The organism is Methylolobus aquaticus, assembly GCF_054172105.1.
The window spans coordinates 59,146-84,595 of record NZ_JBSYXP010000015.1 but is presented as its reverse complement, the minus strand read 5'-3'; the positions used below and the strand labels follow the sequence as shown (position 1 = coordinate 84,595).

Here is a 25,450-nt window from a genome sequence, read left to right as displayed (position 1 = left end):
ACCGAAGAGCGTTATCCGGCGTGGGTTGCGCTGCCGGAACAGGCCGTTTACGGGCCGCGAGTGCTAAAATCTTGGCGAAACGGCATTTTAGCCAAGTCCTGCGAAAACTGCACCGCGATGGCAACGGGTTCGCTCGAAGGAACGAAGACATCCACCGTCAACGACGCCGAGGACGGCGTTGCGACTCCCGATGCAGCCGACCCGGGCGCTTATCTGACGCCCTGTCCCTTTTCCCCGAATTACCGGGTTCAGGTCGACCCGGCCTGGCGATCGCTGGTGTTGTACGTCGGCTACCGCGGCGTACTAGGGTTCGCGTTCGTCGTGCCACTGTGGCTCGGCCGATTGACCTCGCTGGTGGACGTGCAGGACCCCCAACGCTTCGCCACGGTTTCCGGCCTGTGTCTGATCACCGCAGTGCTCAGTGCACCCCTGGTCGCGCTGCGCCGTCCTCAGTACACGACCCAGGTCAACCTGCAGGTGCTGACGGACATCGCGCTGATAGCGATGCTGATGAGCGCCTCGGGCGGCGTGTCGGGAGGACTCGGGATCCTAATGGCCTGCACCGTCGCTGCCGGCGGCATCCTTACCGGGGGACGCTGCGCCCTGGGCTTTGCGGCGGTCGCGAGCATCGCCGTGCTGTCGCAGGAGTTGTCCATCGGGTTGGGCGTGCTGCCGTCGGCGATGTCCCTGACCTCGGCCGGACTGCTGGGCGCGGCGTTCTTCGCCGTCGCACTGCTGGCCACGGCACTATCGGCGCGTGCGGAGCAGAGCCAGTTGCTGGCCGCCCAGCGCAGCCACGACCTGGCAACGCTGCGTCAGCTAAACGCCTTCATCATCGACCATCTCCAGTCCGGCATCCTCGTGCTGGACGACCAGCAACGCATCCGGACCGCCAACCCAGCGGCGCGACGCCTGCTCGGGGCGGGTGCTTCGGTCGCCTCCGTCAAGGATCTCAACCCGGTATTCCAGCAGGCTTATGTGGAATGGTCCCAACAGGATTCGGAGGCCTCCGGCACGCTGCGTTCGCCGAACGGCCAGCCGGTCCATGCCCGGTTCGCGCGCCTGCTGCATTCGGACCCCGCGCTGAACATGGTCATGCTCGAAGACGAAGCCGTCCACAAACAGCGCGTGCAACACAGCAAGCTGACGTCGCTCGGCCGCCTGACCGGCAGCATTGCGCACGAAGTGCGCAACCCGCTCAGCGCTATCCACCATGCCGCTCAGCTCCTGACGGAGTCGGATGCCCTGAGCGGGGAGGATCAGCGCCTCCTCGAGATCATTCTGCGCCACTCGAAACGCGTCAACGAAATCGTCGAGAACGTCCTGCAACTGTCGCGCGGCCGCAGCACCCAGCGCGAACGCGTGGAACTGGGCCCCTGGGTCAGCCGGTTTCTGGATGACTTCACCGAGGAGCGCGATCTGTCCGCTCCGCCCTTCGCGCTGCGCGGCGCCGAACGCTCGCTGTGGGCGCTGATCGATCCGAGCCATCTCCGGCAAATATTGGACAATCTGTGCACCAACGCGATGAAATACGGGCGACCGGACAAAACCATGCTGGAGATACGCCTTGAAGCGGACGCACGAGACGGTCGCCCCTGCCTGGCCGTGGTGGACCACGGCGGGGGCATCGATGGACAGACCGCCGATCAGATTTTCGAACCCTTCTTCACGACCTCCCGCAGCGGCGTGGGCCTGGGGCTCTACGTGGCACGCGAACTGGCCGAACTCAACCAGGCCCGGATCGACTATCGGCCGCTCAGCGATGGCAGCGAGTTCCGCCTTTGCCTGGCTGACGGCCAGAACCCGGCGATCTGAACATGACTGAGCCGGTCGTACTGATCATCGACGACGAGCCCGACATTCGGGAACTGGTCGGCATCACGCTCCGCCGCATGGGAGTCTCCGTCAAGTCCGCCGAGGATCTGGCCACGGGGCGCGCGCTGATCGAAAGCGGCACCGTACATCTGGTCCTGACCGACATGAAGCTGCCCGACGGCAATGGACTGGACCTCGTCGAGATGATCCAGCAGCGGTACCCGAACCTGCCGGTGGCTGTCATCACCGCGTACGGCAACATGGACGTCGCGATCCGGGCACTGAAGAGCGGCGCCTTCGACTTCGTCCCGAAGCCGATCGACCTCGAAGTATTGCGCCGTCTGGTCGAGGTCGGACTGAAGCTGAGTCTGCACAGCGACCACATCGACCGGCGGTCGCGCGACACACTGATCGGTGACTCGCCGGCGATGCGGCAGATCCGCGCCACCATCGTCAAGCTCGCCCGCAGCCAGGCACCCATCCTGATCACCGGTGAATCGGGCACCGGCAAGGATCTGGTCGCCCGCCTGATCCACAGCAAGAGCCCGCGGGCCGACCAGCCGTTCATTGCGGTGAACTGCGGCGCGATTCCGGGGGAACTGATGGAAAGCGAATTCTTCGGCCACCGCAAGGGCAGCTTTACCGGCGCAGCGAGCGATAAGGAAGGCCTGTTCCAGGCCGCGGATGGCGGGACCCTGTTTCTGGACGAAGTCGGGGACCTGCCACTGTCGCTGCAAGTCAAACTGCTACGCGCGATCCAGGAAAAGTCCGTGCGGCGAATCGGCGATCCCAAGGAGATTCGCGTCGACGTGCGGATCCTAAGTGCGACGCACACGAATCTGACCGAGGCGGTGCGCGACGGAGCGTTTCGCCAGGACCTCTTCTATCGGATCAATGTCATCGAACTGCACGTGCCGCCACTGCGTGACCGGGGCAGCGATATTACGCAATTGGCCGAACGCATTCTGGCGCGGATCGCGACCGAAAACGGTCTGCCCGGACTGAGGCTGAGTCAAGCCGCCCTCGATCGGCTCGCCGCCTATGCATTCCCGGGCAACGTCCGCGAACTGGAGAACATTCTTGAACGCGCCGTCGCGATGTGCGACGAGACCGAGATCAAGCCTGGCGACCTGCTGCTCGAAGCGGGAACCGACACCGGTCGGTCGACGGAAGCCGCACCCTACGACCGTTCGATGCCGCTGGACCGTTATATCGACGACGTGGAGAAACGCGCGATTCTGGAGGCGCTGGAGAAAACGCACTGGAACAGGACGGCGGCGGCACGCGTGCTGGGGCTGACCTTCCGGTCGCTGCGCTACCGCCTCAAGCGACTGGGCCTGGAATGACGACGGCCTAAAGCGACCGCCCGAGACCCTGCTGCGATACCCCGTCTGCAATAGTCCTTCGCCGCCGGAGCGGCGGGACTCAAGCGGGTTGTTTCAACCCTGATATTTCTCGATGCTCTTCAGCCGTCCGATCGCCTCCTTGACCTGCTGCGAACCTACGTCATCGAGATCCGCTGCCTTGTAGACCCGGTCGAGCAAGCCTTCGGCAACCAGCGCATCCTTGACCCACTTCTTGGCAAAGCGGTAATTCGTCGGCACGGGGCAGGTCTCGCCGGTGGCAGGGTTGCGCAACGTCGAGATCACCTTGTCGGTGGGCGGAGCCGAGATCGGCGCCGATGCAGGCTCCGCGGCGGCTTCGGCGGCCGGCGGCGGCGCGGTGGCTTCAGCAGCCGGTTCGGGCACCGGCTCGGCAGCAGCAGGCTTCGGAGCCTCGACCGGCTTCGCCGCAGCAGCCTTGGCCTCGGGCGGGAGCTTGGCCTTCTCCTGAGCCGGACCGGCTACGGGGGGCCGGCGGTTGGTTTCCGAAACCGTCTTGAAGACCTCGTATAAAACATAACCGGCGAATACCACCGTCAAGCCCGCTACCAACTCGAACATGTTCTCTCTCCTTTCCAGGATTGTTTGTCGTTTTAGATTGCTTGCGCGTTTTTCGTGGCCGAGGCGCCCCCTGGTTCGGCGCCTCGGCCGCTACACCTTATGGCGAAACCCGCGAAACCGCAATATCCCGGATTTAGCTGGCATTTGAGTGCCTCGAAGCGGTGACGCCTCAAACGGCGGGATTCGGCGACGCCTGGACCGCAGCGGGCGCGCTGCGCCGGAGGCTGCCGCCGGTGGCATGACCGAACTGCAACGCATGGAGATCGGCATACGCGCCGTGAGCCGCTAGCAACTCGGCATGAGTTCCCTGCTCGACGACCCGCCCGTCACGCAGCACACAAATCTCGTCGGCGTTCTGGATGGTCGACAGCCGGTGCGCGATGACGAGCGTGGTCCGGTTGGCCATCAGAATATCCAGGGCCGCCTGCACATGGCGCTCCGACTCGGCATCGAGCGCCGAGGTTGCCTCATCCAGAATCAGGATCGGCGCATTCTTCAGCAGCGCGCGGGCGATTGCGATGCGCTGCCGCTGGCCACCCGACAGGATCAGTCCCTGCTGCCCGACCATCGTCTCGAAACCCTGCGGCAAGGCCTCGATGAACTCCATGGCATGCGCGGCGCGCGCCGCCTCCCGGATCTCCTCGGGCGAAACTACACCGCGCCGCCCATAGGCGATGTTGTTCGCCACCGTGTCGTTGAACAGTGTGACTTCCTGGCCGACGTAGGCAATGTGGCCGCGCAGGTTGGCAAGCGTCAAATCCCGAATCGCATGACCGTCGATACGGATCTCCCCGCCTGTCGGCTCGTAGAGGCGCGGCAGCAGTCGGGCCAGCGAGGTCTTGCCGCTGCCCGATTGCCCGACCAGAGCGACCGTCTTGCCGGCTTCAATGGTCAGGTTCACGTCGCTGAGCGCCGGTTGCTGGTCCTCGTTGTAGCTAAGGCTAACGGCCCGGTATTCGATGTGTCCCTCGATTTTGTCCAGTTCCAGCGTGCCGGTATCGTGTTCGCGCTCGGTGTCGAGCATCTCGAAGATGCTGTCGCCAGCCGCGATCCCTTTCTGGATCGTGCTCATGATGCTGATCAGCCGCTTGATCGGGCTCAGCATCATCGCCATCGCGGCCACGAACGCGATCAGGCTGCCCGGGGTGATGGTCTGCCGCACCGACTCCAACGAGACGACATAAAGGATCGCCGCGAAGCCGCTGATATAGATGAACTGGATCACGGCACTGCTGAGCGAGTCGGTCGAGATCAACCGCAGGTAGCGCCGCGCGTTGCTCTCGTTTTCCCGGGCGAACTTCTCGGTCTCATAGTCGCTGCCATTGAAGACCTTGACGATACGGTGCGCATCGATGACCTCCTGAGCCACATGGCTGACATTCCCCATGGACTCCTGGATGCGCGCGCTGATGTTCCGGAAACGTTTGCTGACGAAGCGGATGCTGAACACCAGCAGCGGCCCGACCAGCATGAACACGGTCGACAGGATCAGGTTCTCGTAGATCATCAACGCGGTCAGGCCGATGATCGTCAGTGCATCCTTGAAAGCCGAGACGAGGCCGGTGGTCAACGCATTCGAGACCTGCTCGGTGTTGTAGAGCAGACGGGACAACAACTGGCCCGAGGACGAACGGTCGTAGTATTTGCAGGGCAGATACAGCAGTTGGTCGAACAGGTCGCGACGCAGATTGGCGATGATGCGGCGACTGACGTAGCCCGAGCAGTAATCCCCGGCGAAACCCGTGACACCCCGCACCAGCGACAGACCGAGCAGGATCCACGGCGCGTTGCGCATGACGGCCGGGTCCTTGTCGATGAAAGTGCCGTCGATCAGCGGCTGGATCAACTTCGCGAACGCCGGCCCCAGCATCGCGTACAGGATCATCGCGACGACCGAGATTGCGAACATCTTCCAGTACGGCAGCCCGTAGGCGAGGAGACGGCGGTAGATGGCGAGACCGGTTTGGGTCTGCCGGGAGTCGGACTGGCCGGTCATGGTCGATTGGGCACGCGCAAAAAGACGCAATGATACGCGAAAGCCGCCAAATGCCGTGGCGGCACATGGCCCGGCCGGAAGCCCGAGCGCGGTGCCGGAGGCTGGGTGGACTGCGAGCGAAACGGCTGGGGTCGCGCTTGCGCCGGGAGCGGCAGGCTAATCGGAATTCGGCACCGGTAGCGCAGACTCGACGTCCTCGAACAGCGCGGCCAGCGGTGCCTTGAAACCGACGCTCGCCAATTCGAGCGTGTCGCTGCCGGCAAACGGATACAACACCCAGTGATACAACACCCAGTGATACAACACCCAGTGATCGGACGGGTCGCGCCGGAAACAGTCAACCGTGAACCGGAACGGATCGACCAGCACATACTCCTGCAGGGTATCGATCTGGCGGTAAAGTGCGAATTTCTCGCCGCGGTCGTAAGCCGCGGTGCTATCCGACAGGACTTCGACGATCAGGCTAGGGTGACGCTTTGCCAGCGGATCGGAGCGGTCGCGCGCATCGCAGGTCACGAACACGTCGGGATAGAAATACACATTCGCGGCGTCGACGCGCAGCTTCATGTCGCTGATGTACACCCGGTACGGACCGCCGCGCAAATGGGCGAGGAGCTCGGCAAATACATTGCCCGCCACGGTCACATGCGCATCGCGCGCACCCACCATCGCGTAGACCGGATACACGAAGCCGTCGACATACTCGTACTTCTCGGACTGGGTCTGTTCCCATTCGAGGAATTCGTCAGCGGTCATCGACGAGGCGGTTTGCGGCGTAGTTATGAGCGCTTCCGGAAAACGGAGATCGGTCAGGCAAAGCTTACCACCCCGTGCAGGATCCGGGGCGGCAGGCGTCAGACCTCATCCGTGCGCACGGCGCACGCTACCGGTCGTCCGTTGGACACCGCTGGGAATGACCTTGATCTTGTCGACCTGCCCCCCCGGCCGGCCGTGCCGAACCGGCCCGGTCGCGGGCGCCGCGCGCGGAAGGAAGGCGGCGTGCGCCTGCCGATCGTTTTAGCCCATCCAGCGTCGGGTGTGCGATCGGTCAGGCCAGCGATAGCAGCACATCGGTCTTGCTGATTTCCCCCAGCAGGACGCCGTTCGCTCCCACCACTGGCAGGCGCTCGACGCCGGTTCGCGAGAAAGCGGCGAGTGCATCGGTCAACGGCGCGCTGCTGCGCATCGCCGGCACATCGTCTTCCATGAAGACCGCCGCAGCCCTGATGTGTCGAAGATCGCCGTGACCGAGAAAGCGTTTCATCGTGTGCAGCGCTATCGCTCCCCGGTAGCGCCCGGATGCGTCGACGACCCAGACATGCTGGACGGCAGACCGGCAGAAGATCTCTCTGACCTGTTCCGCCGAAACGTCGTCGCGGACTGTCGCAACCGGCCGCGTCTTCAGGTCCTCGACATGCAGCAGATACGGGAGCCGCGCCTGTCCCGTGCCCAGGGAATGCGCATAAACGGACGACGGCCGGATCGCCGCGGCCACATAGCGCGCGGTCATCGCAGCCAATATCAGTGGAAACAGGAGATTGGCATCCAGCGTCATCTCGAAGACCAGCACGATCGCCATCAGCGGCGCGTGCGTCGTGCCCGACAATAAGGCCCCCATGCCGAGCGCGGCAAAGGTCACCGCATTGGTTGCCAACCCGGGTAATGCCAGATGCAGACCGTCACCGTACAACCAGCCAGCCGCAGCACCCATCAGCAACGTTGGCGTGAAGACCCCGCCCACGGCGCCCGAACCGACGGCGATAGCGGTCGCCAGGACCTTGAACATCAACAGATGCAGTACGAAATCCGCCTCGAGCTGTCCGCCCAGCAGCGCGGTCGTGGCCGCATGACCGTTGCCCCAGATCTCGGGCGTGTTCACCGACATCAGGCCGACCAGGAACCCACCCAAACCGAGACGGATCGGCAGCGGCAGCCGCGACCACTGAAAGGCGCGGGTAGCTGCCCCCAGCAAGCCCAGCAGCGCCGGTGCGAGCAGACCGGCGAGGAGACCGAGTCCGAGCACCGGCAGCACGTCGACATCGGCTGGCGCGGCAAGCTCTGGGGACGTGAAGATGGGCCGTAGTCCAATCCAGTGCCGGATGGTCAGCGTGGCCGCTACCGATGCGACGACCAGGGGTCCGAGCGCTTCGATCGCGAGCGACTGGAGCACGATTTCGGCGATGAACAGGGCTCCTGCAAGCGGCGCATTGTAGGCGGAGGCGATGCCCGCGGCCCCGCCACAGGCAACCAGCAGGCGAAGTTGCGGCTTGGAGAAGCGGAACAGGCGACCCACGGTCGATGCCATCAGGGCGGACAACTGGACCATCCCGCCCTCGCGGCCGATCGACGTGCCGGAACTGATCGACAACAGCGAAGAGACGAGCCGCGCGAGCGTCGGCCGCAGCAGGATGACCCCGTCGCCGAGCCGGATCACTTCCAGATACTCTTGCGCTCGCATGCCGCGAAACAGCCGTGCCCCAACCGCCAGCGCGATGCCGGCGCCGATCCCGCCCACGGTCGGAATCAACAGTCGCATGCCCGGCGACAGGCTTTCCGCAATCGCGACGATGTCGCCGGACTGCCCCGTCAAAAGCCATTTCAACCCGATATTGGCCTCGCGGAAAAGGGCTGACGTGAGACCGCCGCCCATGCCGATCAGCGCGGCCCAAACCAACATGCCATGCGCAGGCATGCGACCGAACCGCGCCCCGAGCCGGATTCGCGCAAGCAGCATCAGTCGATCGAAACTGCCCATCATCGCGAATTCAGGGGCAAATGAGCGAAGCGCAGCCCATGGCAGCGCACGATGCCGCCCACCGTTCGCCGCCGAACGGGAGACGATGAGTCCAGGAAAGCACGGTCAAGCGCCACGGACAGCTCTCGGCCGGCGGCAGGCCAGACCTTATCAGGCAATCCAGTCCAGCGGATCCTCGTCGACACCCGGTTGGCTTCCCGGCTGCTCGATGAACAGCCGATGCCAGATCGCAAACTGCATCAGACAGAAGAGTTCGCGGCCGGCGTTGCCCTTGCGCCGCTGCGCGGCAAACAACGCCGGCAGACGATTGGGCTCGAACCATTCACGAACGGCAGCGTTGCGCATCAGTTTGCGCTCGAGTCCATCCAGAAAAGGGCCGCTGAGCCATTCTCGAACCGGCACCGTGAAGCCGCGTTTCTTGGTGTACAGATGGTCTCTGGGCAGGTACTTCTCGGCCCAGCGGCGCAGGAAGATCTTCGGTTCGCGACCGTCGCTCTTCAACCCGTCGGGCAGCGACAGACCGAACTCGACGACGCGATGGTCCAGAAACGGCACGCGCCCTTCGAGCCCGAACCCCATCATCATTCGGTCGACCTTGACCAGCAGGCTGTCGGCCAGATCGGTCGCGATATCGGTGTACTGGCAATGCGTCAGATGGCTCCAGTCGGCCGGTGCGCTCTGCCAGGCTCTGATGTAGGGGTCGCGAAAGCGCGGGCGCAGCGCAGCCAGTTGCGGCCCGAGCAGATGCTGCGAGCGCCGCCGCCACCAGTCGCTGCGGGTCCGGAAGCCGCCGGAGCCCGGCGCGAGCAGGTTTCGAAACCACCAGGCCAGCGCCGGCTGGCGGTAGCGGCGGTATCCGGCGAAGACCTCGTCGCCGCCCTCACCGCTGAACACGACCTTCAGTTCCTGCGCGGCCGCCTCCGATAGGGCCGAGGTCGGCAGGCTGGCGTAGTCGCGCATCAAGTCGTCGGCGGCCCAGATGGTATGCGGGATACGTCGGAACAAAGCGGAACGGTCGACCCGCAGGGACGAATGCTGACTGCCGAATACGGCGGCGATCCGCTCGGCGTCGTCCAGTTCGTCCTTCATCGCGGCGTCGCGGTAGCCGATCGAAAAGGTCCGTACCGGCTGGCTCTGGAAGCGGCTCAGCATGGCCAGCAGGATCGCCGAGTCGTTGCCGCCGGACAGGAACAGGCCATAGGGCACGTCGGAGCGAACATGCTCGCGCATCACCTGCTCGAACAGCGCCTCGAACTCCGCATCGGCTTCGGTGAAATCGATCGCGCGTGGCCTGACGCTCAGCGCCGACCAGTAGGTCCGGCGACGGATTCGCAAGTCGGCATCGATCTCGATGATCTCACCCGGCGCGACGCGCCGAATTCCCTGAAAGATCGTCTGCTCGCCGATCGCACAGTGGTCGTGCAGGAATTCGGACAGCGCCTCGGAAGCGATCGCCGGGGCAGCCGGCAGTAAAGGCAGGATGGCCTTCAGTTCGGAACCGAACAGCACGCGGTCGGGAAGGACCGCGTAGAACAGCGGCTTGATGCCGAGCCGGTCACGACCCAGGACCAGTTTCCGCCGCTGAGCGTCGACCAGTGCGAACGCAAACATGCCGTGCAGGCGTGCGACGAAGTCGACCGGGTCCTCCGCGTAGGCATGCAGAATGGTCTCGCTGTCGGAATGTGTGGCGAAGCGCCGACCGGACTGTTCCAGTTCGTCGCGCAGTTCGATGTAGTTGTAGATCTCGCCGTTCGCAACGACGGCGAGTTGGCCATCGTCGCCGAGAATCGGTTGACGTCCGCCGCTCAGGTCGATGATCGACAGGCGCGTGTGCACCAGGCCGAAACCCTCGTGCGTGAAAAAGCCGAAGCCGTCGGGCCCGCGATGGCGCATATGCTGCGCCATCGGCTCGAGCATGTTGTCGGTTACCCCCGCACCTCGCAGCACGATTCCCGCTATTCCGCACACTTAGCTCTTGCCCTCCTGACGATCGGTTGGAACGGCCTCGGCCCCTGCCAGCAGCGTTTGCATCGTGTCGAACACGCCTTCGACGGTATGCATCCGCATACAGGTGAATTCACCCCCGCAGGTCGGCCGGCGGTAGCAGGGATAACAGGGCAGCCGGTGATAGAGCACTCGACCATGGGCGGTGCCGGTCTCAAAATAGGGGTCGGTCGAACCGAGCAGCGTCACGCTCGGCCGGCCCATCGCGATGCCCATATGCGTCATTCCGGTGTCGACGCCGACCACTAGCGCAGCGCTCCGGATCACCGCGGCGCATTCGTCCAGCCGGGTCTGGCCGCACAGGTTGACTGCAGCGCCAGCGCTGGACTGCACGATGGCTGCGGCGCGCTCCCGGTCGCCCGCCCCCCCAACGAGCACGGGCACCAGACCCGCCTCCCGGCGTGTTCGCACCGCCAGTTCAACCCAACGCTCGTCGAACCAGTGTTTCTGCGGCCGCGTCGTGAACGGGCAGAACACCGCGAACGGTCCCACGACACCGGACCCGTGCAACAACGTGGAGGCGTGGCGATCGGCCTCGGCCGAGACGGCCATGTCCATCACGAATCGTTCCGGCGCGGCGGCCAGGACGTTCATCAGATGACGGTATTCCTTGCCGATCAGCGGGCTCTCGGTCGGCCGGTCGACGACCTCGGTCATCAGCCACTGCGACCCCTCCTTCGAACCGAGCCCGATGCGGCGGCGGCCGCCAGCCAGCCGCGCCCACAGCGCACTCTTCAGCAAGCCCTGCAAGTCGAGGATCCAGTCAAAGCGCTGACCCCTCAACTCCTGTCGGAGCTGATGGAATTCCTGCCAGACGGCCCGGCGGCGGCCGGCCTTCCAGTCTTCGCGCCAGCGTCGGCGCGGCCAGACGAAGACCCGGTCGAGGCGCGGATTGGCCTGCAGCAAAGCCTCGTTGCCGGCCTCGGTCAACCAGGCAATGCGCGCCGCGGGAAAAGCGGCACGCAGGCATGGCAAGACACCCGAGGCCATGATGATGTCGCCGATCGCACTGAGCCGAATGATCAGAATGCTGTCCGGCACACGCGCCGGCGACGAGCGCCGCTTGCTCATGACCACCGCATGGGCTGCGGCACACCAGCCGAAAGGGTCACGCTATTCCCCCGTCAGCAGGCAGACCGAAGGATCATCGAAGCGGTAGCCGAAGCGCTCGCAATCCGACCGGTAATGTTCGGCGATCAGGGCTGCAGAGGCATCGTCGAAATAGGCGCGGTAATCTCGGCTCCGGTCCGTCGCGCGGCGGCTGTGACGGAGTTTCGGCGCGCGTATGCCGATCTTGCGGCAGGCGGTTTCGAAATCCTCGACCAGATGCTCATAGCGCCCGACATAATCCACGATCAGGCGGCCATGCAGGTCGATCAGGTAGTCGCTCTGCACGACGGTCGACATGTCGGCGTGGTACTGAGGGGGGCGCCGCGGATCGAACTTCCAGCGCAGAAACGCCGCAAAGTCGGGAATGCCCGTCATCAGGTCGGGACGCTCCCGGCGGATGTGATGGTAGGAGCTGACCTGGAGATCCCACGGATTGCGCACGAAGGCGAACTTGAACAACTGCTCGTAGACCTCGCGGGGCAGCATCTCCTGCGCGGCGATGGCCTTCGCGTGGCGCGGGAATTTGGCGCCGATCCGATGCCCGGTCAGGCCGCTGAGCTTGCTACACAGGAACTGCGGGAACCGGTAGGGATCGGTCCATTTGTACCAGCCGAGCGAATCGCGCACGCTGGTGCCGCCGGTCTTGGCAATGTGCACGAATAGGAAACGATAGCGAAGTGAAAGCAGCATGGCACCGTCGGTCCGGACGCTAGATCAGATGTAAGGCTTCGAGATAGCGTCGGGCGCTGACGTGACAGGAGTATTCGGCAACCGCCTGGCGCAGCACCGGGCCCGGCAAGGGCCGGTCCAGCGTCGCGAGGATGGCATCCGCCAGCGCCGCCGCATCGCCGACCGGCACCAGGCGTCCGAACTCTCCTCCGCGCAGAATCTCGCGCGGACCGCTGGGGCAGTCGGTCGCCACCGAGGGCGTGCCCACGGCCAGCGCCTCGGTCAGGACGTTGGGGCTCCCTTCCCAGGCGGAGGACAACGCAAACACCGCGGCCTTGGCCATGAAGGCGTAGGGATTCGTCACATGCCCGGGCATCCACACGTCATCACCGACACCCAGCGATTGAACCAGCGCCTCCAGCTCCGACCGCAGCCCTCCCTGCCCCAGGATCACCAGACGACAAGGGCGCCGCACCCGAACCCGGGCAAATGCGCGGATCAGCGTCGAAAAATCCTTCTGAACGGTGAGCCGGCCGGCGCCCAGGATCACCGGCGGGGCCCCGGTGTGAAACCACGGATGCATGACCGGCTCCTGCGCCAGTACGTCCAGCGCCGGAGTCACGACGGGATTGCGGATCACGATCACGCGCTCATCGGGCAACCGCGTCAGTCGGCGCGTGTCCTCGGCCACACCCTCCGAGTTCGCCACGACACAGTCCACGCCCTGGTAAATCAGCCGCATCGGCCCGGTGCGGAACCAGCGCAACGGCGCCGGCTTGCGTTCCAGGGCCGCAGAAAGATGCGTGCCGAGGCGCCCGACCAAGCGCACACGCTCGCGTTCACCGCTGAGCTTGCGGGCCACCACGGCGGCACGGATCGCGCGATCCTTCGCCGCCAGCAGAGCAGCCGGCCGGCTGGTCCGCAGGTAGCGCATCAAGGCCGGCACCGCCAGCGAGGAATGGCGCACGTTGAGATCGATACGACGCACACCGTAGTCACCCAGCTTCTTGAGTTCGGGCGTCGGATACCGCTCGATGGCCAGCAGATCGACCTTGACACCGGCGTTCACGATATCGGGCAACAGATTCAGGACCATCCGCTCGACACCGCCGGTCCCGGAAAACGAAATGAACACGGCCAGCTTCCGCGGCTCCGGCACGCTCATCGGACCGCTCCGCCGGCATTGGCAACCCAGTTTGGCCGCGAAGTATCGGCGGCGAGAACTGCTGGGTTCGACGGTGGCAGGAGGCCGAATGCCTGCAGATAGCTGCGGGTGCTTTGCTCGACCGAGTAGCGTTCGGCCGCCCGTTTCAACGCCGCACCCGGCAGCGGGTCACGCAAGGCGGCATCGATCGCCTCCGCCAGCGCTGGCGCATCGCCCACCGGGACCAGTGCTCCCCAGCGCCCGCCTTCCAGGATCTCCCGCGGGCCGTAGGGGCAGTCGGTTGCGACCACCGGAGTGCCGCAGGCCAGAGCTTCGATCAGAACATTCGGCCCGCCTTCCCTCAACGACGACACGACGAACACCGACGCCCGGGCCAGATAGGCATAGGGATTGTCCACGAAACCGGTGAAGTCGACGTCGGAGGCCACGCCCAGCGTCTGCGCGAGTCGTTCCAGCTTCCGCCGCTGTCGCCCCTGCCCCAGGATCATCAAACGACACCGGCGCATCGCACGCAGCCGCGCGAAAGCCTCCAGCAGCGTCGGAAAGTCCTTGACCCGGCTCAGGCGCCCGGCGGCCATGACCACCGGAATCGCCGTATCGGATAACCACGGATGGTCCACCGGCGCCGCGGCCCGCGTGAGAATATCCGGCGGCACGGCCGGGTTCGGGGCGACGGCGATGTGGGACGGCGCAATGCCGAGAAATGCTGTCAGGTCCCTTGCAACGCCCTGCGCGTTGGCGATGAGGCCGTCACAGCGGGAAAAAAGGGCTTGCAGACGACGCCGATACCACCAGCGCTTGGGCCAGAACGGATGGCTTTCCCGCGCCTGTTGCGACAAGGGCGTGCCGACGCTGATGAAAAAACGGTGGCCGCCTCGATCGAGTTGGCGTTTGGCGGTCATCGCGATGCAGTCATCACGATGCTGGCCCGTCATCACGACCGCGGGCGGTTGACCGGCCAGGAAGGCCAGCAGCTCGGCTGCCAGATCGCTCTCACTCGCGCCTGCAAGGCGGCACAGCTCGACCTTGGGGTGCAACTGTTCCAGAAACACGCAGCGGTCGGCGCTGGCCATCAGCGTGACGGGATACCCGGCGTTCGCGAGGCCATTGGCCAGAAACACGAAGTTGCGTTCGACACCGCCATCGCCGTAGCTGGGAATGAACAGCACCACCGGTGTCGGGGCTGTGTGTGTTTCGTCCTGAATCAATGCGTACAACAGGCGTGGAGATGGAGAGGGTGCCTCGTGGCCTTAGGAACGATGCGCCCGCCCGGTAAAGTTGTCAAGAATGGCCCGGCGGCGCATCAGCCGGCAAAGAATTCGTGCAACACGCGCAGCAGATAGGCATGGTCCAGGACACCCGCGCTCTCCCGAATGCTGTGCATCGCCCACATCGGGTTGCCGACGTCGATCACATCCAGCCCCAGGCGCGCCGCCGTCATGGGGCCGATCGTGCTCCCGCAGGCGAGGTCGCTGCGATGGCAGTACGTCTGATAGGGCACCCCCGCGCGCTCGCACAGGTGCGCGAACCGCGCCGCGCCGACACCATCGGTTGCATAGCGCTGATTGACGTTGCTCTTGATGACGGGCCCGGCATTGACGGCAACCAGGTGCCCCGGTTCATAGGCGCCGGGGAAATTCGGCTGGAATGCATGCGCCATGTCCGCGCTGAGCATCAGACTCCGCGCCAGGCCACGCCGCAGGCCCTCGCGGCTGCCGCCGCCGGCCTGGACGATGCGCTCCAGCACATCGGACAACAGGCTGCCGGCAGCGCCCTTCGCGCTTTCGCTGCCGATCTCCTCGTGATCGAAGAAAGCCCCGACACAGGTCACGGGCGACGGTGCGGCGTCCATCAACGCGACGAAGCCGGCATGGCACGAGGCGAGGTTGTCGAGTTGGCTGTTCGCGATGAACTCCTCATTCGCTCCCCAGAATGCACCGCGCTGGGTGTCGAACGCATTGAGCTCAAGACCGAGGATGTCGCCCGCGCTGCAGCCAGCGGCAGCGCCGAGCAGACGCAGAAAGACATCATCTGCCGGCGCATCGCCGACACTCGTCAGCAGCAGCGGCAGTTCGGTCTGCCGGTTGAACTTCAGGCCGTCCTCGTTGACCTTGCGGTTCATGTGTATCGCCAGGTTCGGCAGGCGCAGCAAAGGTCGGTCCATCAGCACCAGTCGCGTCTCCACGCCCTGGGCGCTCCTCAGGCTCACGCGCCCCGCCAGGCCCAGATCCCGATCGGCGAAGGTCGCGAGGATGGGACCGCCGTACACTTCGACACCGACGCGGATCAAGCGGCCGGCGGTATCGGCCGGTCGCGGCTTGACGCGCAGGCCCGGAGAGTCCGTGTGCGCGCCGACAATCCGGAAACCGGCTTCCTCGACCGGCTGCAGACCGGCGATGAAAGCCACCAGCGACGAACCACCGCGGATCACATAGTGCCGCGCCCCCGGCGCGAGGCTCCAGGCTTGCGCTTCGTCCAGTTCACTGAAGCCCGCGGCCTCCAGTGCACCAGCCATTGCGGCCACAGCGTGCCAGGGGCTGGGCGACGCATCGACGAAGTCGAGCAGCGCCTGTGCATGGGCGCGAACGTCGGGGGTGATGATCATGTGCAATCCAGATCAGTTAAAACGGAAATGTTGCGGTCGCTCCTGATCCCTTGGAGTCTCTTCAGATCGTCCACGACAGGGCCGGCTCGTCACGATGGCGGATGGTAAGCAGCACCGGCTGAACCGCCAAACGGAACCGCAGCTTGCGCGGTCAGTGGTAACGCCGAACGCCTTGGGCGCCCTGTCTCCGCAGCTATTGTAGCCCGCCTTCCTGCCCCGGCCGCATCAAGCGTATCGCGGCCATGCGCGCCGCAGGCCGTGGACCGATACCCCGAGCGCCGGCCGCCGAGGACCGGCCAGTGGTCGCTCCGGGCCTGTCGCTGCGACAGTAAAGGCAGCGGTCCGGATCATTATCCGGATAAGGCGAAGGGCCTTACGGGGTCGCAGCGGGGCTCCGTAGCGACGAGCCCGGTGCCCGGTCCACGCAGTGCACCGCGCTTTGACCCGCTGCCCGCAACCGCTATCATGCGCGCTGACCGCGCAAGCGCGGCACGCGATGGGGAACGGTGAGGCGTTCCCCAACAGAATTCCCACCGTACTTCCCCAACAAGACCCGATGGGTAAGCCGTCACCCGATGCCGCGGAGCTGCAAGCACAGGGCCTGGAATGCATTCGAGGCGACCGTCTGCTGTTCTGCGACCTGTCCTTCGACCTGGCTGCCGGCGAGTTGCTCGCCGTCGAGGGCGCCAACGGAGCCGGCAAGACCAGCCTGCTGCGTATCCTCGCCGGCCTCAGCCTGCCGAGTGAAGGCAGCGTGGTCTGGCGCGGGCACGCCATCGCGCGCCGCCGCGCCGAGTATTGTGCCGAGCTGATCTACCTGGGACATCAGGGCGGCCTGAAGATGGACTTGTCGCCCCTGGAAAATCTGCGCCTCTGGCTCACGCTGGCGGGGTTGGAAGCCAATGACGACGCGATCACGCACGCTCTGGCAACGGTGGGGCTGGACGGGTATCAAGATGCGCCGACACGCATTCTATCGGCCGGACAGCGGCAACGCACGGCGCTGAGCCGGCTACTGCTCAGCGCGGCTCCCTTGTGGATACTGGATGAGCCGTTCACGGCCCTCGACACCCGAGGATTGACCCTAGTCCGACAGTTGCTCGATCGGCATGCCGACCGAGGCGGACTCGCCGTGCTGACCTCGCACCAGCCGATCGAGGTATCCGGCCCGCTCCGCAGCCTGGTGCTGGCATAGCATGGACACTCTCGTCGCCGCCTTCCTGGCGCTGCTCCGGCGCGATCTGATGCTGGCCTTTCGCCATCGCGGAGAACTGGCCAATCCCCTCATCTTCTTCCTGATGATCGTGACGCTCTACCCTCTCGGCGTCAGCCCGGACGTGAACCTGCTGCGGCAGATCGCACCCGGCGTGATCTGGATCGCGGCCTTGCTCGCGGCCCTGTTTTCGCTCGAAAACCTGTTCCGCACCGATTTCGACGACGGATCTTTGGAACAGCTGTTGTTGAGCCCGCAGCCACTGCCGGTCCTCGTGATCGCCAAAGTCCTGGCACACTGGCTCGTCAGCGGCCTGCCGATGGTGCTGCTGGCACCGCTGCTGGGCCTGTTGCTCTCGATGCCGACGGCAGCTGTCACGGCATTGGTCGCGAGTCTCGCGATCGGGACTCCGCTCTTGAGCCTGATCGGAGCGGTCGGCGTGGCTTTGACGGTGGGCCTGCGGCGGGGCGGCCTCCTGCTGACGCTGCTGATCCTGCCGCTCTACATCCCGGTGCTGATCTTTGCGACCAGCGCCGTTTCCGCTGCCGCCGCCGGACTTCCGGTCGCCGGTCAGCTATACCTGCTGGCCGCGCTGCTGGCGCTCGGTGTCACGCTGGCACCGTTCGCCGTCGCCGCGGCCTTGCGCATCAGTTTGAGCTAACGCCATGTGGACTTTCCTGCACAAATTCGCCTCGCCCAAGCACTTCTACCGGATTGCCGGGAAAATGATTCCGTGGCTTGCGGCGCTCACCGTGCTGTTCATGGTTGCCGGGCTTTACTTCGGTCTTTTCGTCGCGCCGCCCGACTATCAGCAGGGCGAGAGCTACCGGATCATGTTCATCCATGTGCCCAGCGCCTGGATGTCGCTGTTCGTCTATGTGTTCATGGCGGTCGCCGCGGCGATACACCTGATCTGGAACATCAAGCTCGCGGACGTGATGGCCAGCAGTTCCGCAGTGCTGGGCGCTTCGTTCACCTTCCTGGCACTGGCCACCGGCTCGCTGTGGGGCAAACCGATGTGGGGTGCCTGGTGGGTCTGGGACGCGCGCCTGACCTCGGAACTGATCCTGCTGTTCCTTTATCTCGGCTATATCGCCCTGGTCGCCGCGATCGACGACAAGCGCGCCGCGGGCCGGGCTGGCGGCGTGCTGATTCTGGTCGGGGTCGTCAACATCCCGATCATCCACTACTCGGTCGAGTGGTGGAACACACTGCATCAGGGACCCACGGTGACCAAGTTCGACAAGCCATCCATCCACCTGTCGATGCTCTTGCCGCTGCTGTTGATGGCGGCGGCATTCCAGTTCTACTTTTTTACGCTGGTATTGATGCGCGCACGCACCGAGGTATTGGAACGGGAACGCCGCAGCGCATGGGTGGAGGAGTTGCTGGGGTAGCTGCGTTCAGCGGCGCTCTCCATGCCACCGCCCGCACAGGGAAGCGTAACGCGCGGCACTTACCGAGCAGGCTGGCGCCGGGAATCGGCGTCGCGTTGCAGATCGAGCAACAGGCGCCTCGCCCACTCGCCATTGCGCTCATCGCTGACCTTGCGGAAGACGGTCGGCTCGGCCGGAAGCGACACATTGTCCGGGTTGACACCGACAAAGGTGGCGATACGCTTCACGGCCCCTGCCAGGTCGTATTCGATGTCCTCGTAACTGAGGCAGAGCGGGAAGATGCGTCTCCGGAAGAAGTAGGCCTGCCAACCACGCTCCTGTTCCACGATGTGCCGGTACCACTCGGCGATGGCCTCGTAGCGGTACTCCAGCGCTTCCAGCTTGCTTAGCGCCGCATCGGCGTGGCTGACGTTCGTATGCCAGACAGAGGTTTCGACCGCCTTGTAGAGCGATACTGCCTGCGCCGCCAGGTCACGACGCGTCAGATAGATCCAGCGGAATCCGGCAAGGTAGGAACGATCCTGCATGGCCGCCTCGAAATCCCTGAACTGGAACCAGCTGACCTTCAGGCCCGACACCCGATTGCGGCTGCTCCAGGCACGGGTGACATTGCGGAGATAGGCCTCGGCTGTAGCGCCCGGAACACGCCTCAGCACGTTGGGAATGTGCGCTGCATTGAGCGCTTCGTCCGGCCGGCCGAAGCGACGCGTCGCCTTCAGCGCTGCGCAGAGCCAGCTGCTTCCGGAACGCGGCGTCATCGCGATGAGGTAACGGCTCCGCGGCTCGGGAAGTGATTCCAACGCCGCGAGCCGATCGGAATCGACGGCGGCAGCCGCGAAAATGCTCGCGATCGTCGGATTCGTGCTCATCCGCGCGGCTCCGCGCGGGCGACGTCGACTTGGTCAGACCCGCCGCAACACGTTGGAGCAAGGCGGATGGGGCAGAGGGCTTGCCGCTTCGTCGGCTCCGTGCACCGACTTTTCACGCCGCCGTGTGACGGGTCAGGGCCTTCCACGAGACCGGGAACAGGCCGCCGACGATCTCGCCGACGGCCTCGGCATAAAGCCTCAGTTCGCGCTGGGCCATAGGGCCGGTGTGCAGCCCGTATGCGCGGACGAAGTAATGCAGGCTACCGGTCTCGATCCAGCGCGTGTAGGTGGCCTGGGGCAGCACGGCCTGCGCCAGTTCGGGCGCGACGCCTTCCTGAATCATCTGGCCGTACAGCTTCTTGATGTCCCGGTACAAGCGTTCGACCTCGGTCGACAGGGCGGCCTGCCGCTCCGCACCAAGTTCTCCGGTACCGCTGCCCGCCTTGGGTCGCTGCGCGCGCAGACGCCAGTGCGGGGGCTGGTAGCATTCCGGTTCCGCAACGACATAGCGCCGATAGACTTCCGATCGCGACACGCCGACCGTCGAACGCCACCATTGATGCGCCAGGAAGGAAGGCATCGTGATGCGCAGGCAAATCTGCGGATGAAAGAACGGGCTCACGTGCTCGTTCTCGGCCAGGAAACCGATCAGCTTCTCATCCTGATCCTGCAGCCACTGGCCGGTGTCATCGCATTCGAGGTGGCTCTCACGATCGAAGCTGATCCGCGCCGCGTTGACCACGCGCAGATCGTCGCCCATGTGGTCGAGATGCTCCACACGGGAAATGCCATCGCCTAAGGGATCGAATGTCATCATGTCGGTCTCGGGTCGCAGCGCGGTACAAGGGTGCGCCGCGCCTTTATAGCAGAACGCACGGCCGACTGCCTACGCGCCACGCCGGATGCCTCACGGCCTGCCGCGTTCGACCAGCAGTTCGCGATAGACCGCGAGATTTCCCTCGACCATCCGATCGACCGAAAACTCCCGCTGGACCAGGGAACGGCCCGCGCGCCCCATCGCGCTCGCCCGGGCCGGATCCCCCAGCAGGGCCTCGATCGCCTGCCCGAGGCCATCGACATTCCCCGGCTCGACCAGCAGGCCGTTCACGCCTTCCCGCACGACTTCGGGCACCCCGCCGGCGCGAAACGCCACGATAGGGACACCGGCGCTGGCAGCCTGCAGTAACGAGACGCCCAGGCCCTCCGCGAGCGCCGGGTGAACCAGCAGGTCCAGGCAGGGCAGAATGCGCGGCAGATCGCCTCGGAAACCGGCAAAGTGCACCCGTTCTGCAACACCGACCCGTGCCGCAAGCTGCCGCAGTTCCTGCTCCAGCGCACCCTTGCCGAAGAACAGCGCGGACAGGTTCGGGAAGCACGCAACCAGGCGCGGCAGCGCCTGCAGCAGGTAGCGGTGCCCCTTCCGCCCGATCAGCTGCGCGACGACCGCGAGGATCGGCCCTTCCGGAGGCAGGCCGAACTCCGCGCGCAGCCATTCCCGCTCCGGCGGCGCGAGATAGGGCGTGGGATCAACCGCACTGTGAACGCACCGCAGCTTCGCCGCGGGTAGCCCCTCGGCTCGCTTCACCCGGCCGATCTCTTCCGAAATCGCGATGACGCGGTCGAACAGACGGTACTTCAGTGCCACGACGAGCGGGTACTCCGGATTATCGACACGACGGGAGTGGACCACCGGCACGCCGGCAAGGCGGGCGGCGAGTCCGCCCATGACATCGGCCCCGATGCGGCTGTGCAGGTGGACCAGATCGGGTCCGACCGAACGAATGACCCGGCCGAGGCGCGCAATCAGGCGCACATCCAGGTCGCCTCCCATCGGCAATTCTTGCACGGCGGCGAACGGCGTTGCCCTGCGCCCCAACTCGCAGCCGAGCGGACAGACCAGCACGTTCTCGACGCCCCGCGCCGACAAGCCCTGCAATAGATAGAAGAGCTGCTGCGCACCGCCATAGAAATTGCGGCCTCCTTCGACATGTAAAATCTTCATGAATGACGGGGCTGGGTGCTGAACTCCGGCCGACAGATCGGCAACGAAAGAAGCAGTATGGGGACAACCGGAGCGGTGGCTCCGGTAAAGGCTGGCCTCAGCGGAACAAGTCGACACGGATTCTACACCAGGCACGATCCGGGTCGGGACCTCGCCCAAGCACCTCCTGGGTCAGCCTCACTCCGGGCCCGATGTTAGTATGTCGCGACATAGCCACGATCTGGGCCCGGAGCACACACCGTCTGCATGCCCATGACACCGCGTGCTGGCCGAGCCCGGAATCCTGCGCACGAGCCGTGTCGCGGAGGTCCGGCCGGCCGGCCCCACCGCACGAATGGCGATGTGCGCTGTGTCGGCGGCTTGGACCTACGATCGACTATTTCTGCTGTGAACCCGTCATGGAGCCCGAAGTGAAAAAACAGGAGACCATCGAAAGCCAGTCTGCCCGCGATATCGCCCACGTTCTGACCGAGGCCTTGCCCTACATCCGCCGTTTCCGCGGCAAGACCATCGTCGTCAAATACGGCGGCAACGCGATGGTGGACGAACAACTCAAGAGCAGCTTCGCGCGCGACATCGTGTTGCTCAAGCTGGTCGGTGTGAATCCGGTCATCGTGCACGGTGGCGGCCCACAAATCGGCGATCTGCTGAAGCGCCTCGGCAAGACGAGCGAGTTCGTACAAGGCATGCGGGTCACGGATGCCGAGACGATGGATGTCGTCGAAATGGTGCTCGGTGGGCTGGTGAACAAGGAAATCGTGAATCTGCTGAACCGTCACGGCGGCTCGGCAGTCGGTTTGTCGGGCAAGGACGGCGATCTGATTCATGCCCGCAAGATCGTCATGAAGCAGCGCACTCCGGAGAGCGAGGAGCCGGAAATCATCGATCTCGGACACGTCGGCGAAGTCGCCAGCATCAATGCCGCCGTGGTCGACATGCTGATCAAGGGCGACTTCATTCCCGTCATCGCACCGATCGGCGTCGGCCAGGACGGCTTTTCCTACAACATCAACGCGGATCTCGTCGCCGGCAAAATGGCTGAGGTCATGAAGGCGGAGAAGCTGATCCTGTTGACCAATACCACCGGGATTCTGGACGCACAGGGAGAATTGCTGACGGGGCTGTCGCTCGCCGAGGTCGACGCGCTGATCGAGGACGGCACGATCAGCGGCGGCATGATCCCGAAAGTCGACTGCGCCATGGACGCGCTGAAAGCCGGCGTCAACAGTGCCCATATCATCGACGGCCGCATCGACCATGCGGTCCTGCTCGAACTCTTTACCGACCGGGGTATCGGCACGCTGCTGATGCGGCGCTGATCGCGGCTCGCTCTGCGCGGTTCGGGGCAACGCCGCAGCCAACCTGCCGCGGCGTTCGAAATCTGTTCAGCGTGACGTGGCCTCATGTGCGCCGATATCAACCCGGCCCCCTTGCGGCAGCGCCGTGCCATGGAAATCGCGGCGACCGTCGTCGAGTCCGAACAACACCGGAAGATCCAGACCACTATCGATCAACAGCGACCCGGCTTGCAGCCGATAGGCGCTCAGGCTTGGGAGCAGGGTGGCATCATTCAGGGTGCCACCTCCCCCAGCATTCACGAGCCGTGGGTCAATACGGTAACCAACCGGACCACCGCCGAGCATTTCTTGCCCCGTGGTCCCTCGCCAGTTGGTCAGAGCCCAATACTCGGCCCCCTCCCACCGCACCCTGAAGTTACCGCCGCTCGACCAGTAGTCATTTCCCTGGAATAGCACACCGGTCTGTCCCACCACGGCATCCACGAGCCTCAAGCCGCCAGTCGTTATCAGGATATTGTTGCGAACATGAAGGTCGCGGGCCGAGGTCTGGAAGTACACGGCTCTCGGCGTACCGCTGGGTGCCGGGCTGACATAGACCATGTTGTTATGGATCTCGCAGCGCTCGATCCCGCTGCCGCCGTTCCAGACATGGATGGCCCCGAAGCTGTTCTTCCGCGCGTCATTCTGACTGATGTTGTAGCGGATGGTATTCCCGGAAAAAGGCCGCGCCGTCGGGAACTGTGCCAGCAGGAAACCCGCGCCGTCATTGTCGTGGGAGTAGTTGTACTGCATCACCGAGCGGGTCATGCCGCCATCCAGATCGAAGCCGCCACCATCGGTCCGGGAGGAGGTCCGGTTATGGTGGGACTCGTTGTGCTGAATGACGATGCGATTGGCATCCCAGGCCCAGATGCCTATCGGACCGCCATTGGCGCTGTTCAGCGCGCCGTTCTCATACGCGACCGAATACTCGATGAGTCCGTTATCCACGTCCGACATGATGATGCCGCTGCCTGAATGGGACGAAAGCCCGGCACGACCGGAGTTTTGCCAAACACGGCAATGATCGATACGGATGTTCTGGTGGGCATAGCCGGGCAGCGAAGTGGAAAAATGGCCCGACACCATAATCCCGGCCAGCGCATTGTGATGGGCGTCTACGTTGGATACCCGGACGTTGCGATACCCGCTCTTGTTCAACGCCGCGATTAACAGCCCGTATTGCCCGTACCCGGTCACTGCAACGCGGTCGACCCTAAGGTAATCAAGCCTCCGACGGTCGGGCCGATCGTTGTAGAAGACAATGCCGCTATCACTGTTCAGCGCCGGGCCGTCACCGACGAAATCGATGTTGCGCAAAACGTAGCCGCCGACGTTATGGGCAAAAAACCCGAAATTCGCACCGGAATGGATGGAAGCGCGCCCCACGCCGTAGGACGCGACCCCGATAGGACTTGCGGCCGTACCCTGATCCGAGGGATCAAAGTACAGACTGCCGAAGAAGATCCTTCCGCCTTCGAACAGAACACGGTCCCCCGGCCCGAAGACAGCCTGATTGACCCGCCCGATGGTGCGCCACGCCTGGGTCCGGGCAGTCCCAGGATTCAGGTCATCACCGGCCGGACTCACGAAATAGTCTGCGGCCTCGGAGGCTGCAGCGCTCAGCAGCAAGATCACGATCGATCGTGCCAGTTTGCGTAGAAGATTCAAAGGCCTTGCGCTCCGTCTGCGACTGACGAGCAGGGTTAGAGGCAGCTGCTACGCGAGGTAGCCGTTCGTTGGGGCCGCCACGGGGTTCCGGTCCGTAGCCGTCCCGCGGGCGGTGGACGGCCGCCGGCCGACGGCATGACGAGGACCGGCAGGGCTCATGCCAGACGGCTCCGAGCGACCGCTTTCGCTCGCCAAGCGGCAGAACGAAGCGTTGAGCCCCTTTAACCGTTCAACCCGAAGCGGCTTGCGAGCGGTACTCCAGAATGCGGGCCAGTTCGGCTTCGCGGCCGGCTTGTTCGAGATACGCGACGATGTGTTCCAGCGTGATGATTGGATAGACGCGCAAACCGAACGTCTTCTCGACTTCCTGCACCGCGGTCAGGTCGCCCTGTCCTTTTTCCTGACGGTCCAGCGCGATCAGCACGCCGGTGGCCTCGGCCCCGGCGCCGCGGATGATGTCCACCGATTCGCGCACGGAGGTGCCCGCCGTGATCACGTCATCGATGATCAGCACGCGCCCTTTGAGCGGCGCGCCGACCAGTACCCCGCCTTCGCCATGATCTTTCGCCTCCTTGCGATTGAAGGCAAACGGAATCTCGCGCCCGGTCTCGTCCGCCAGCGCGATCGCCGTCGCGCAGGCCAGTGGTATGCCCTTGTACGCTGGCCCGTAAATCACGTCGGCGGACAGTCCGTGGTGCTGGACCGTCTGCGCGTAGAACCGGCCCAGACGACCGAGGCGTGCCCCGCTGTCGAACAGTCCGGTATTGAAGAAGTACGGGCTCCGGCGACCGGACTTCAGCGTGAAATCGCCGAAGCGCAGGACCTGGCAACCCAGGGCGTATTCAATGAACTCATGCTGAAATGCTTGCACGTCGGTCCTTTTCAGTCGTGACACCGGC

21 protein-coding genes are annotated in these 25,450 nt (G+C 64.7%); 6 read left to right on the top strand and 15 right to left on the bottom strand.

What is annotated here, in order from left to right:
• Positions 1-117: 117 nt before the first annotated feature.
• Positions 118-1,815: a sensor histidine kinase gene (locus tag ACW73L_RS17920; protein WP_498923948.1), complete on the top strand. Its 1,698-nt coding sequence runs from the start codon at positions 118-120 to the stop codon at positions 1,813-1,815.
• Positions 1,816-1,817: 2 nt separating this feature from the next.
• A complete protein-coding gene (locus tag ACW73L_RS17915) occupies positions 1,818-3,161 on the top strand; it encodes a sigma-54-dependent transcriptional regulator (RefSeq protein WP_498923947.1) in 1,344 nt (447 codons plus the stop codon).
• A 93-nt stretch (positions 3,162-3,254) separates the two neighbouring features.
• On the opposite strand, the gene ACW73L_RS17910 is transcribed toward ACW73L_RS17915, so the two are convergent.
• The 10 genes from ACW73L_RS17910 to ACW73L_RS17865 form a co-directional block, all read right to left on the bottom strand.
• The gene (locus ACW73L_RS17910; protein WP_498923946.1) at positions 3,255-3,758 is read right to left on the bottom strand and encodes a hypothetical protein; all 504 of its coding nucleotides are present in this window, start codon (positions 3,756-3,758) and stop codon (positions 3,255-3,257) included.
• Positions 3,759-3,927: 169 nt separating this feature from the next.
• Complete coding sequence (msbA, locus tag ACW73L_RS17905) at positions 3,928-5,754, bottom strand: lipid A export permease/ATP-binding protein MsbA (RefSeq protein ID WP_498923945.1); 1,827 nt, start codon at positions 5,752-5,754, stop codon at positions 3,928-3,930.
• A 156-nt stretch (positions 5,755-5,910) separates the two neighbouring features.
• Complete coding sequence (locus ACW73L_RS17900; protein ID WP_498923944.1) at positions 5,911-6,510, bottom strand: Uma2 family endonuclease; 600 nt, start codon at positions 6,508-6,510, stop codon at positions 5,911-5,913.
• 292 nt (positions 6,511-6,802) lie between these two features.
• On the bottom strand, positions 6,803-8,509 hold the full coding sequence (locus ACW73L_RS17895; protein WP_498923943.1) for a ClcB-like voltage-gated chloride channel protein: 1,707 nt from the start codon (positions 8,507-8,509) through the stop codon (positions 6,803-6,805).
• A gap of 150 nt (positions 8,510-8,659) precedes the next feature.
• Positions 8,660-10,477 carry an asparagine synthase (glutamine-hydrolyzing) gene (gene asnB / locus ACW73L_RS17890; RefSeq protein ID WP_498923942.1) on the bottom strand — a complete coding sequence of 606 codons (1,818 nt, stop codon included), beginning with the start codon at positions 10,475-10,477 and terminating at the stop codon, positions 8,660-8,662.
• The gene (locus ACW73L_RS17885; RefSeq protein WP_498923941.1) at positions 10,478-11,584 is read right to left on the bottom strand and encodes a glycosyltransferase family 9 protein; all 1,107 of its coding nucleotides are present in this window, start codon (positions 11,582-11,584) and stop codon (positions 10,478-10,480) included. It lies immediately after the preceding gene.
• A gap of 42 nt (positions 11,585-11,626) precedes the next feature.
• Positions 11,627-12,313 carry a sulfotransferase family 2 domain-containing protein gene (locus ACW73L_RS17880; protein ID WP_498923940.1) on the bottom strand — a complete coding sequence of 229 codons (687 nt, stop codon included), beginning with the start codon at positions 12,311-12,313 and terminating at the stop codon, positions 11,627-11,629.
• A 19-nt stretch (positions 12,314-12,332) separates the two neighbouring features.
• Positions 12,333-13,457, bottom strand: a complete 1,125-nt coding sequence (locus ACW73L_RS17875; RefSeq protein ID WP_498923939.1) for a glycosyltransferase — start codon at positions 13,455-13,457, stop codon at positions 12,333-12,335.
• The gene (locus ACW73L_RS17870) at positions 13,454-14,674 is read right to left on the bottom strand and encodes a glycosyltransferase (RefSeq protein ID WP_498923938.1); all 1,221 of its coding nucleotides are present in this window, start codon (positions 14,672-14,674) and stop codon (positions 13,454-13,456) included. Before ACW73L_RS17870 ends, ACW73L_RS17875 begins: the two co-directional genes overlap by 4 nt.
• 86 nt (positions 14,675-14,760) lie before the next feature.
• The gene (locus ACW73L_RS17865) at positions 14,761-16,062 is read right to left on the bottom strand and encodes a M18 family aminopeptidase (RefSeq protein ID WP_498923937.1); all 1,302 of its coding nucleotides are present in this window, start codon (positions 16,060-16,062) and stop codon (positions 14,761-14,763) included.
• A gap of 556 nt (positions 16,063-16,618) precedes the next feature.
• Between ACW73L_RS17865 and ccmA the strand changes: the two genes are divergently transcribed.
• From ccmA to ACW73L_RS17850, 3 genes are read left to right on the top strand one after another with little or no spacing between them, the layout of a single operon-like run.
• A complete protein-coding gene (gene ccmA, locus ACW73L_RS17860) occupies positions 16,619-17,257 on the top strand; it encodes a cytochrome c biogenesis heme-transporting ATPase CcmA (RefSeq protein WP_498923936.1) in 639 nt (212 codons plus the stop codon).
• A gap of 1 nt (position 17,258) precedes the next feature.
• On the top strand, positions 17,259-17,936 hold the full coding sequence (gene ccmB, locus ACW73L_RS17855; RefSeq protein ID WP_498923935.1) for a heme exporter protein CcmB: 678 nt from the start codon (positions 17,259-17,261) through the stop codon (positions 17,934-17,936).
• Between the two features lie 4 nt (positions 17,937-17,940).
• Complete coding sequence (locus tag ACW73L_RS17850) at positions 17,941-18,672, top strand: heme ABC transporter permease (RefSeq protein ID WP_129884533.1); 732 nt, start codon at positions 17,941-17,943, stop codon at positions 18,670-18,672.
• A 59-nt stretch (positions 18,673-18,731) separates the two neighbouring features.
• Here the strand turns inward: ACW73L_RS17850 and ACW73L_RS17845 are convergent, their stop codons facing one another.
• The 3 genes from ACW73L_RS17845 to ACW73L_RS17835 form a co-directional block, all read right to left on the bottom strand.
• Positions 18,732-19,541 carry a Stf0 family sulfotransferase gene (locus tag ACW73L_RS17845; RefSeq protein ID WP_498923934.1) on the bottom strand — a complete coding sequence of 270 codons (810 nt, stop codon included), beginning with the start codon at positions 19,539-19,541 and terminating at the stop codon, positions 18,732-18,734.
• Positions 19,542-19,653: 112 nt separating this feature from the next.
• Positions 19,654-20,355: an FAD-dependent thymidylate synthase gene (gene thyX / locus ACW73L_RS17840; RefSeq protein WP_498923933.1), complete on the bottom strand. Its 702-nt coding sequence runs from the start codon at positions 20,353-20,355 to the stop codon at positions 19,654-19,656.
• 93 nt (positions 20,356-20,448) lie between these two features.
• Positions 20,449-21,543 (bottom strand): glycosyltransferase, encoded by a 1,095-nt coding sequence (locus ACW73L_RS17835; RefSeq protein WP_498923932.1) that lies wholly within the window; start codon positions 21,541-21,543, stop codon positions 20,449-20,451.
• 410 nt (positions 21,544-21,953) lie between these two features.
• Here ACW73L_RS17835 and argB point away from each other — a divergent pair, with 410 nt between their 5' ends.
• Positions 21,954-22,862 carry an acetylglutamate kinase gene (gene argB / locus ACW73L_RS17830; RefSeq protein ID WP_129884529.1) on the top strand — a complete coding sequence of 303 codons (909 nt, stop codon included), beginning with the start codon at positions 21,954-21,956 and terminating at the stop codon, positions 22,860-22,862.
• Between the two features lie 66 nt (positions 22,863-22,928).
• On the opposite strand, the gene ACW73L_RS17825 is transcribed toward argB, so the two are convergent.
• Positions 22,929-24,551 (bottom strand): right-handed parallel beta-helix repeat-containing protein, encoded by a 1,623-nt coding sequence (locus tag ACW73L_RS17825; RefSeq protein ID WP_498923931.1) that lies wholly within the window; start codon positions 24,549-24,551, stop codon positions 22,929-22,931.
• A 229-nt stretch (positions 24,552-24,780) separates the two neighbouring features.
• Positions 24,781-25,422 (bottom strand): orotate phosphoribosyltransferase, encoded by a 642-nt coding sequence (gene pyrE, locus ACW73L_RS17820; protein WP_498923930.1) that lies wholly within the window; start codon positions 25,420-25,422, stop codon positions 24,781-24,783.
• Positions 25,423-25,450 lie beyond the last annotated feature (28 nt).

Excerpts from the sequence above, each read along its gene's own strand:
- ACW73L_RS17920 (WP_498923948.1), top strand. The coding sequence starts at position 118 with ATGGCAACGGGTTCGCTCGAAGGAACGAAGACATCCACCGTCAACGAC.
- ACW73L_RS17915 (WP_498923947.1), top strand. The coding sequence starts at position 1,818 with ATGACTGAGCCGGTCGTACTGATCATCGACGACGAGCCCGACATTCGG.
- ACW73L_RS17910 (WP_498923946.1), bottom strand. The coding sequence starts at position 3,758 with ATGTTCGAGTTGGTAGCGGGCTTGACGGTGGTATTCGCCGGTTATGTT.
- msbA (WP_498923945.1), bottom strand. The coding sequence starts at position 5,754 with ATGACCGGCCAGTCCGACTCCCGGCAGACCCAAACCGGTCTCGCCATC.
- ACW73L_RS17900 (WP_498923944.1), bottom strand. The coding sequence starts at position 6,510 with ATGACCGCTGACGAATTCCTCGAATGGGAACAGACCCAGTCCGAGAAG.
- ACW73L_RS17895 (WP_498923943.1), bottom strand. The coding sequence starts at position 8,509 with ATGGGCAGTTTCGATCGACTGATGCTGCTTGCGCGAATCCGGCTCGGG.
- ACW73L_RS17885 (WP_498923941.1), bottom strand. The coding sequence starts at position 11,584 with ATGAGCAAGCGGCGCTCGTCGCCGGCGCGTGTGCCGGACAGCATTCTG.
- ACW73L_RS17880 (WP_498923940.1), bottom strand. The coding sequence starts at position 12,313 with ATGCTGCTTTCACTTCGCTATCGTTTCCTATTCGTGCACATTGCCAAG.
- ACW73L_RS17875 (WP_498923939.1), bottom strand. The coding sequence starts at position 13,457 with ATGAGCGTGCCGGAGCCGCGGAAGCTGGCCGTGTTCATTTCGTTTTCC.
- ACW73L_RS17865 (WP_498923937.1), bottom strand. The coding sequence starts at position 16,062 with ATGATCATCACCCCCGACGTTCGCGCCCATGCACAGGCGCTGCTCGAC.
- ccmA (WP_498923936.1), top strand. The coding sequence starts at position 16,619 with ATGGGTAAGCCGTCACCCGATGCCGCGGAGCTGCAAGCACAGGGCCTG.
- ccmB (WP_498923935.1), top strand. The coding sequence starts at position 17,259 with ATGGACACTCTCGTCGCCGCCTTCCTGGCGCTGCTCCGGCGCGATCTG.
- ACW73L_RS17850 (WP_129884533.1), top strand. The coding sequence starts at position 17,941 with ATGTGGACTTTCCTGCACAAATTCGCCTCGCCCAAGCACTTCTACCGG.
- ACW73L_RS17845 (WP_498923934.1), bottom strand. The coding sequence starts at position 19,541 with ATGAGCACGAATCCGACGATCGCGAGCATTTTCGCGGCTGCCGCCGTC.
- thyX (WP_498923933.1), bottom strand. The coding sequence starts at position 20,355 with ATGACATTCGATCCCTTAGGCGATGGCATTTCCCGTGTGGAGCATCTC.
- ACW73L_RS17835 (WP_498923932.1), bottom strand. The coding sequence starts at position 21,543 with ATGAAGATTTTACATGTCGAAGGAGGCCGCAATTTCTATGGCGGTGCG.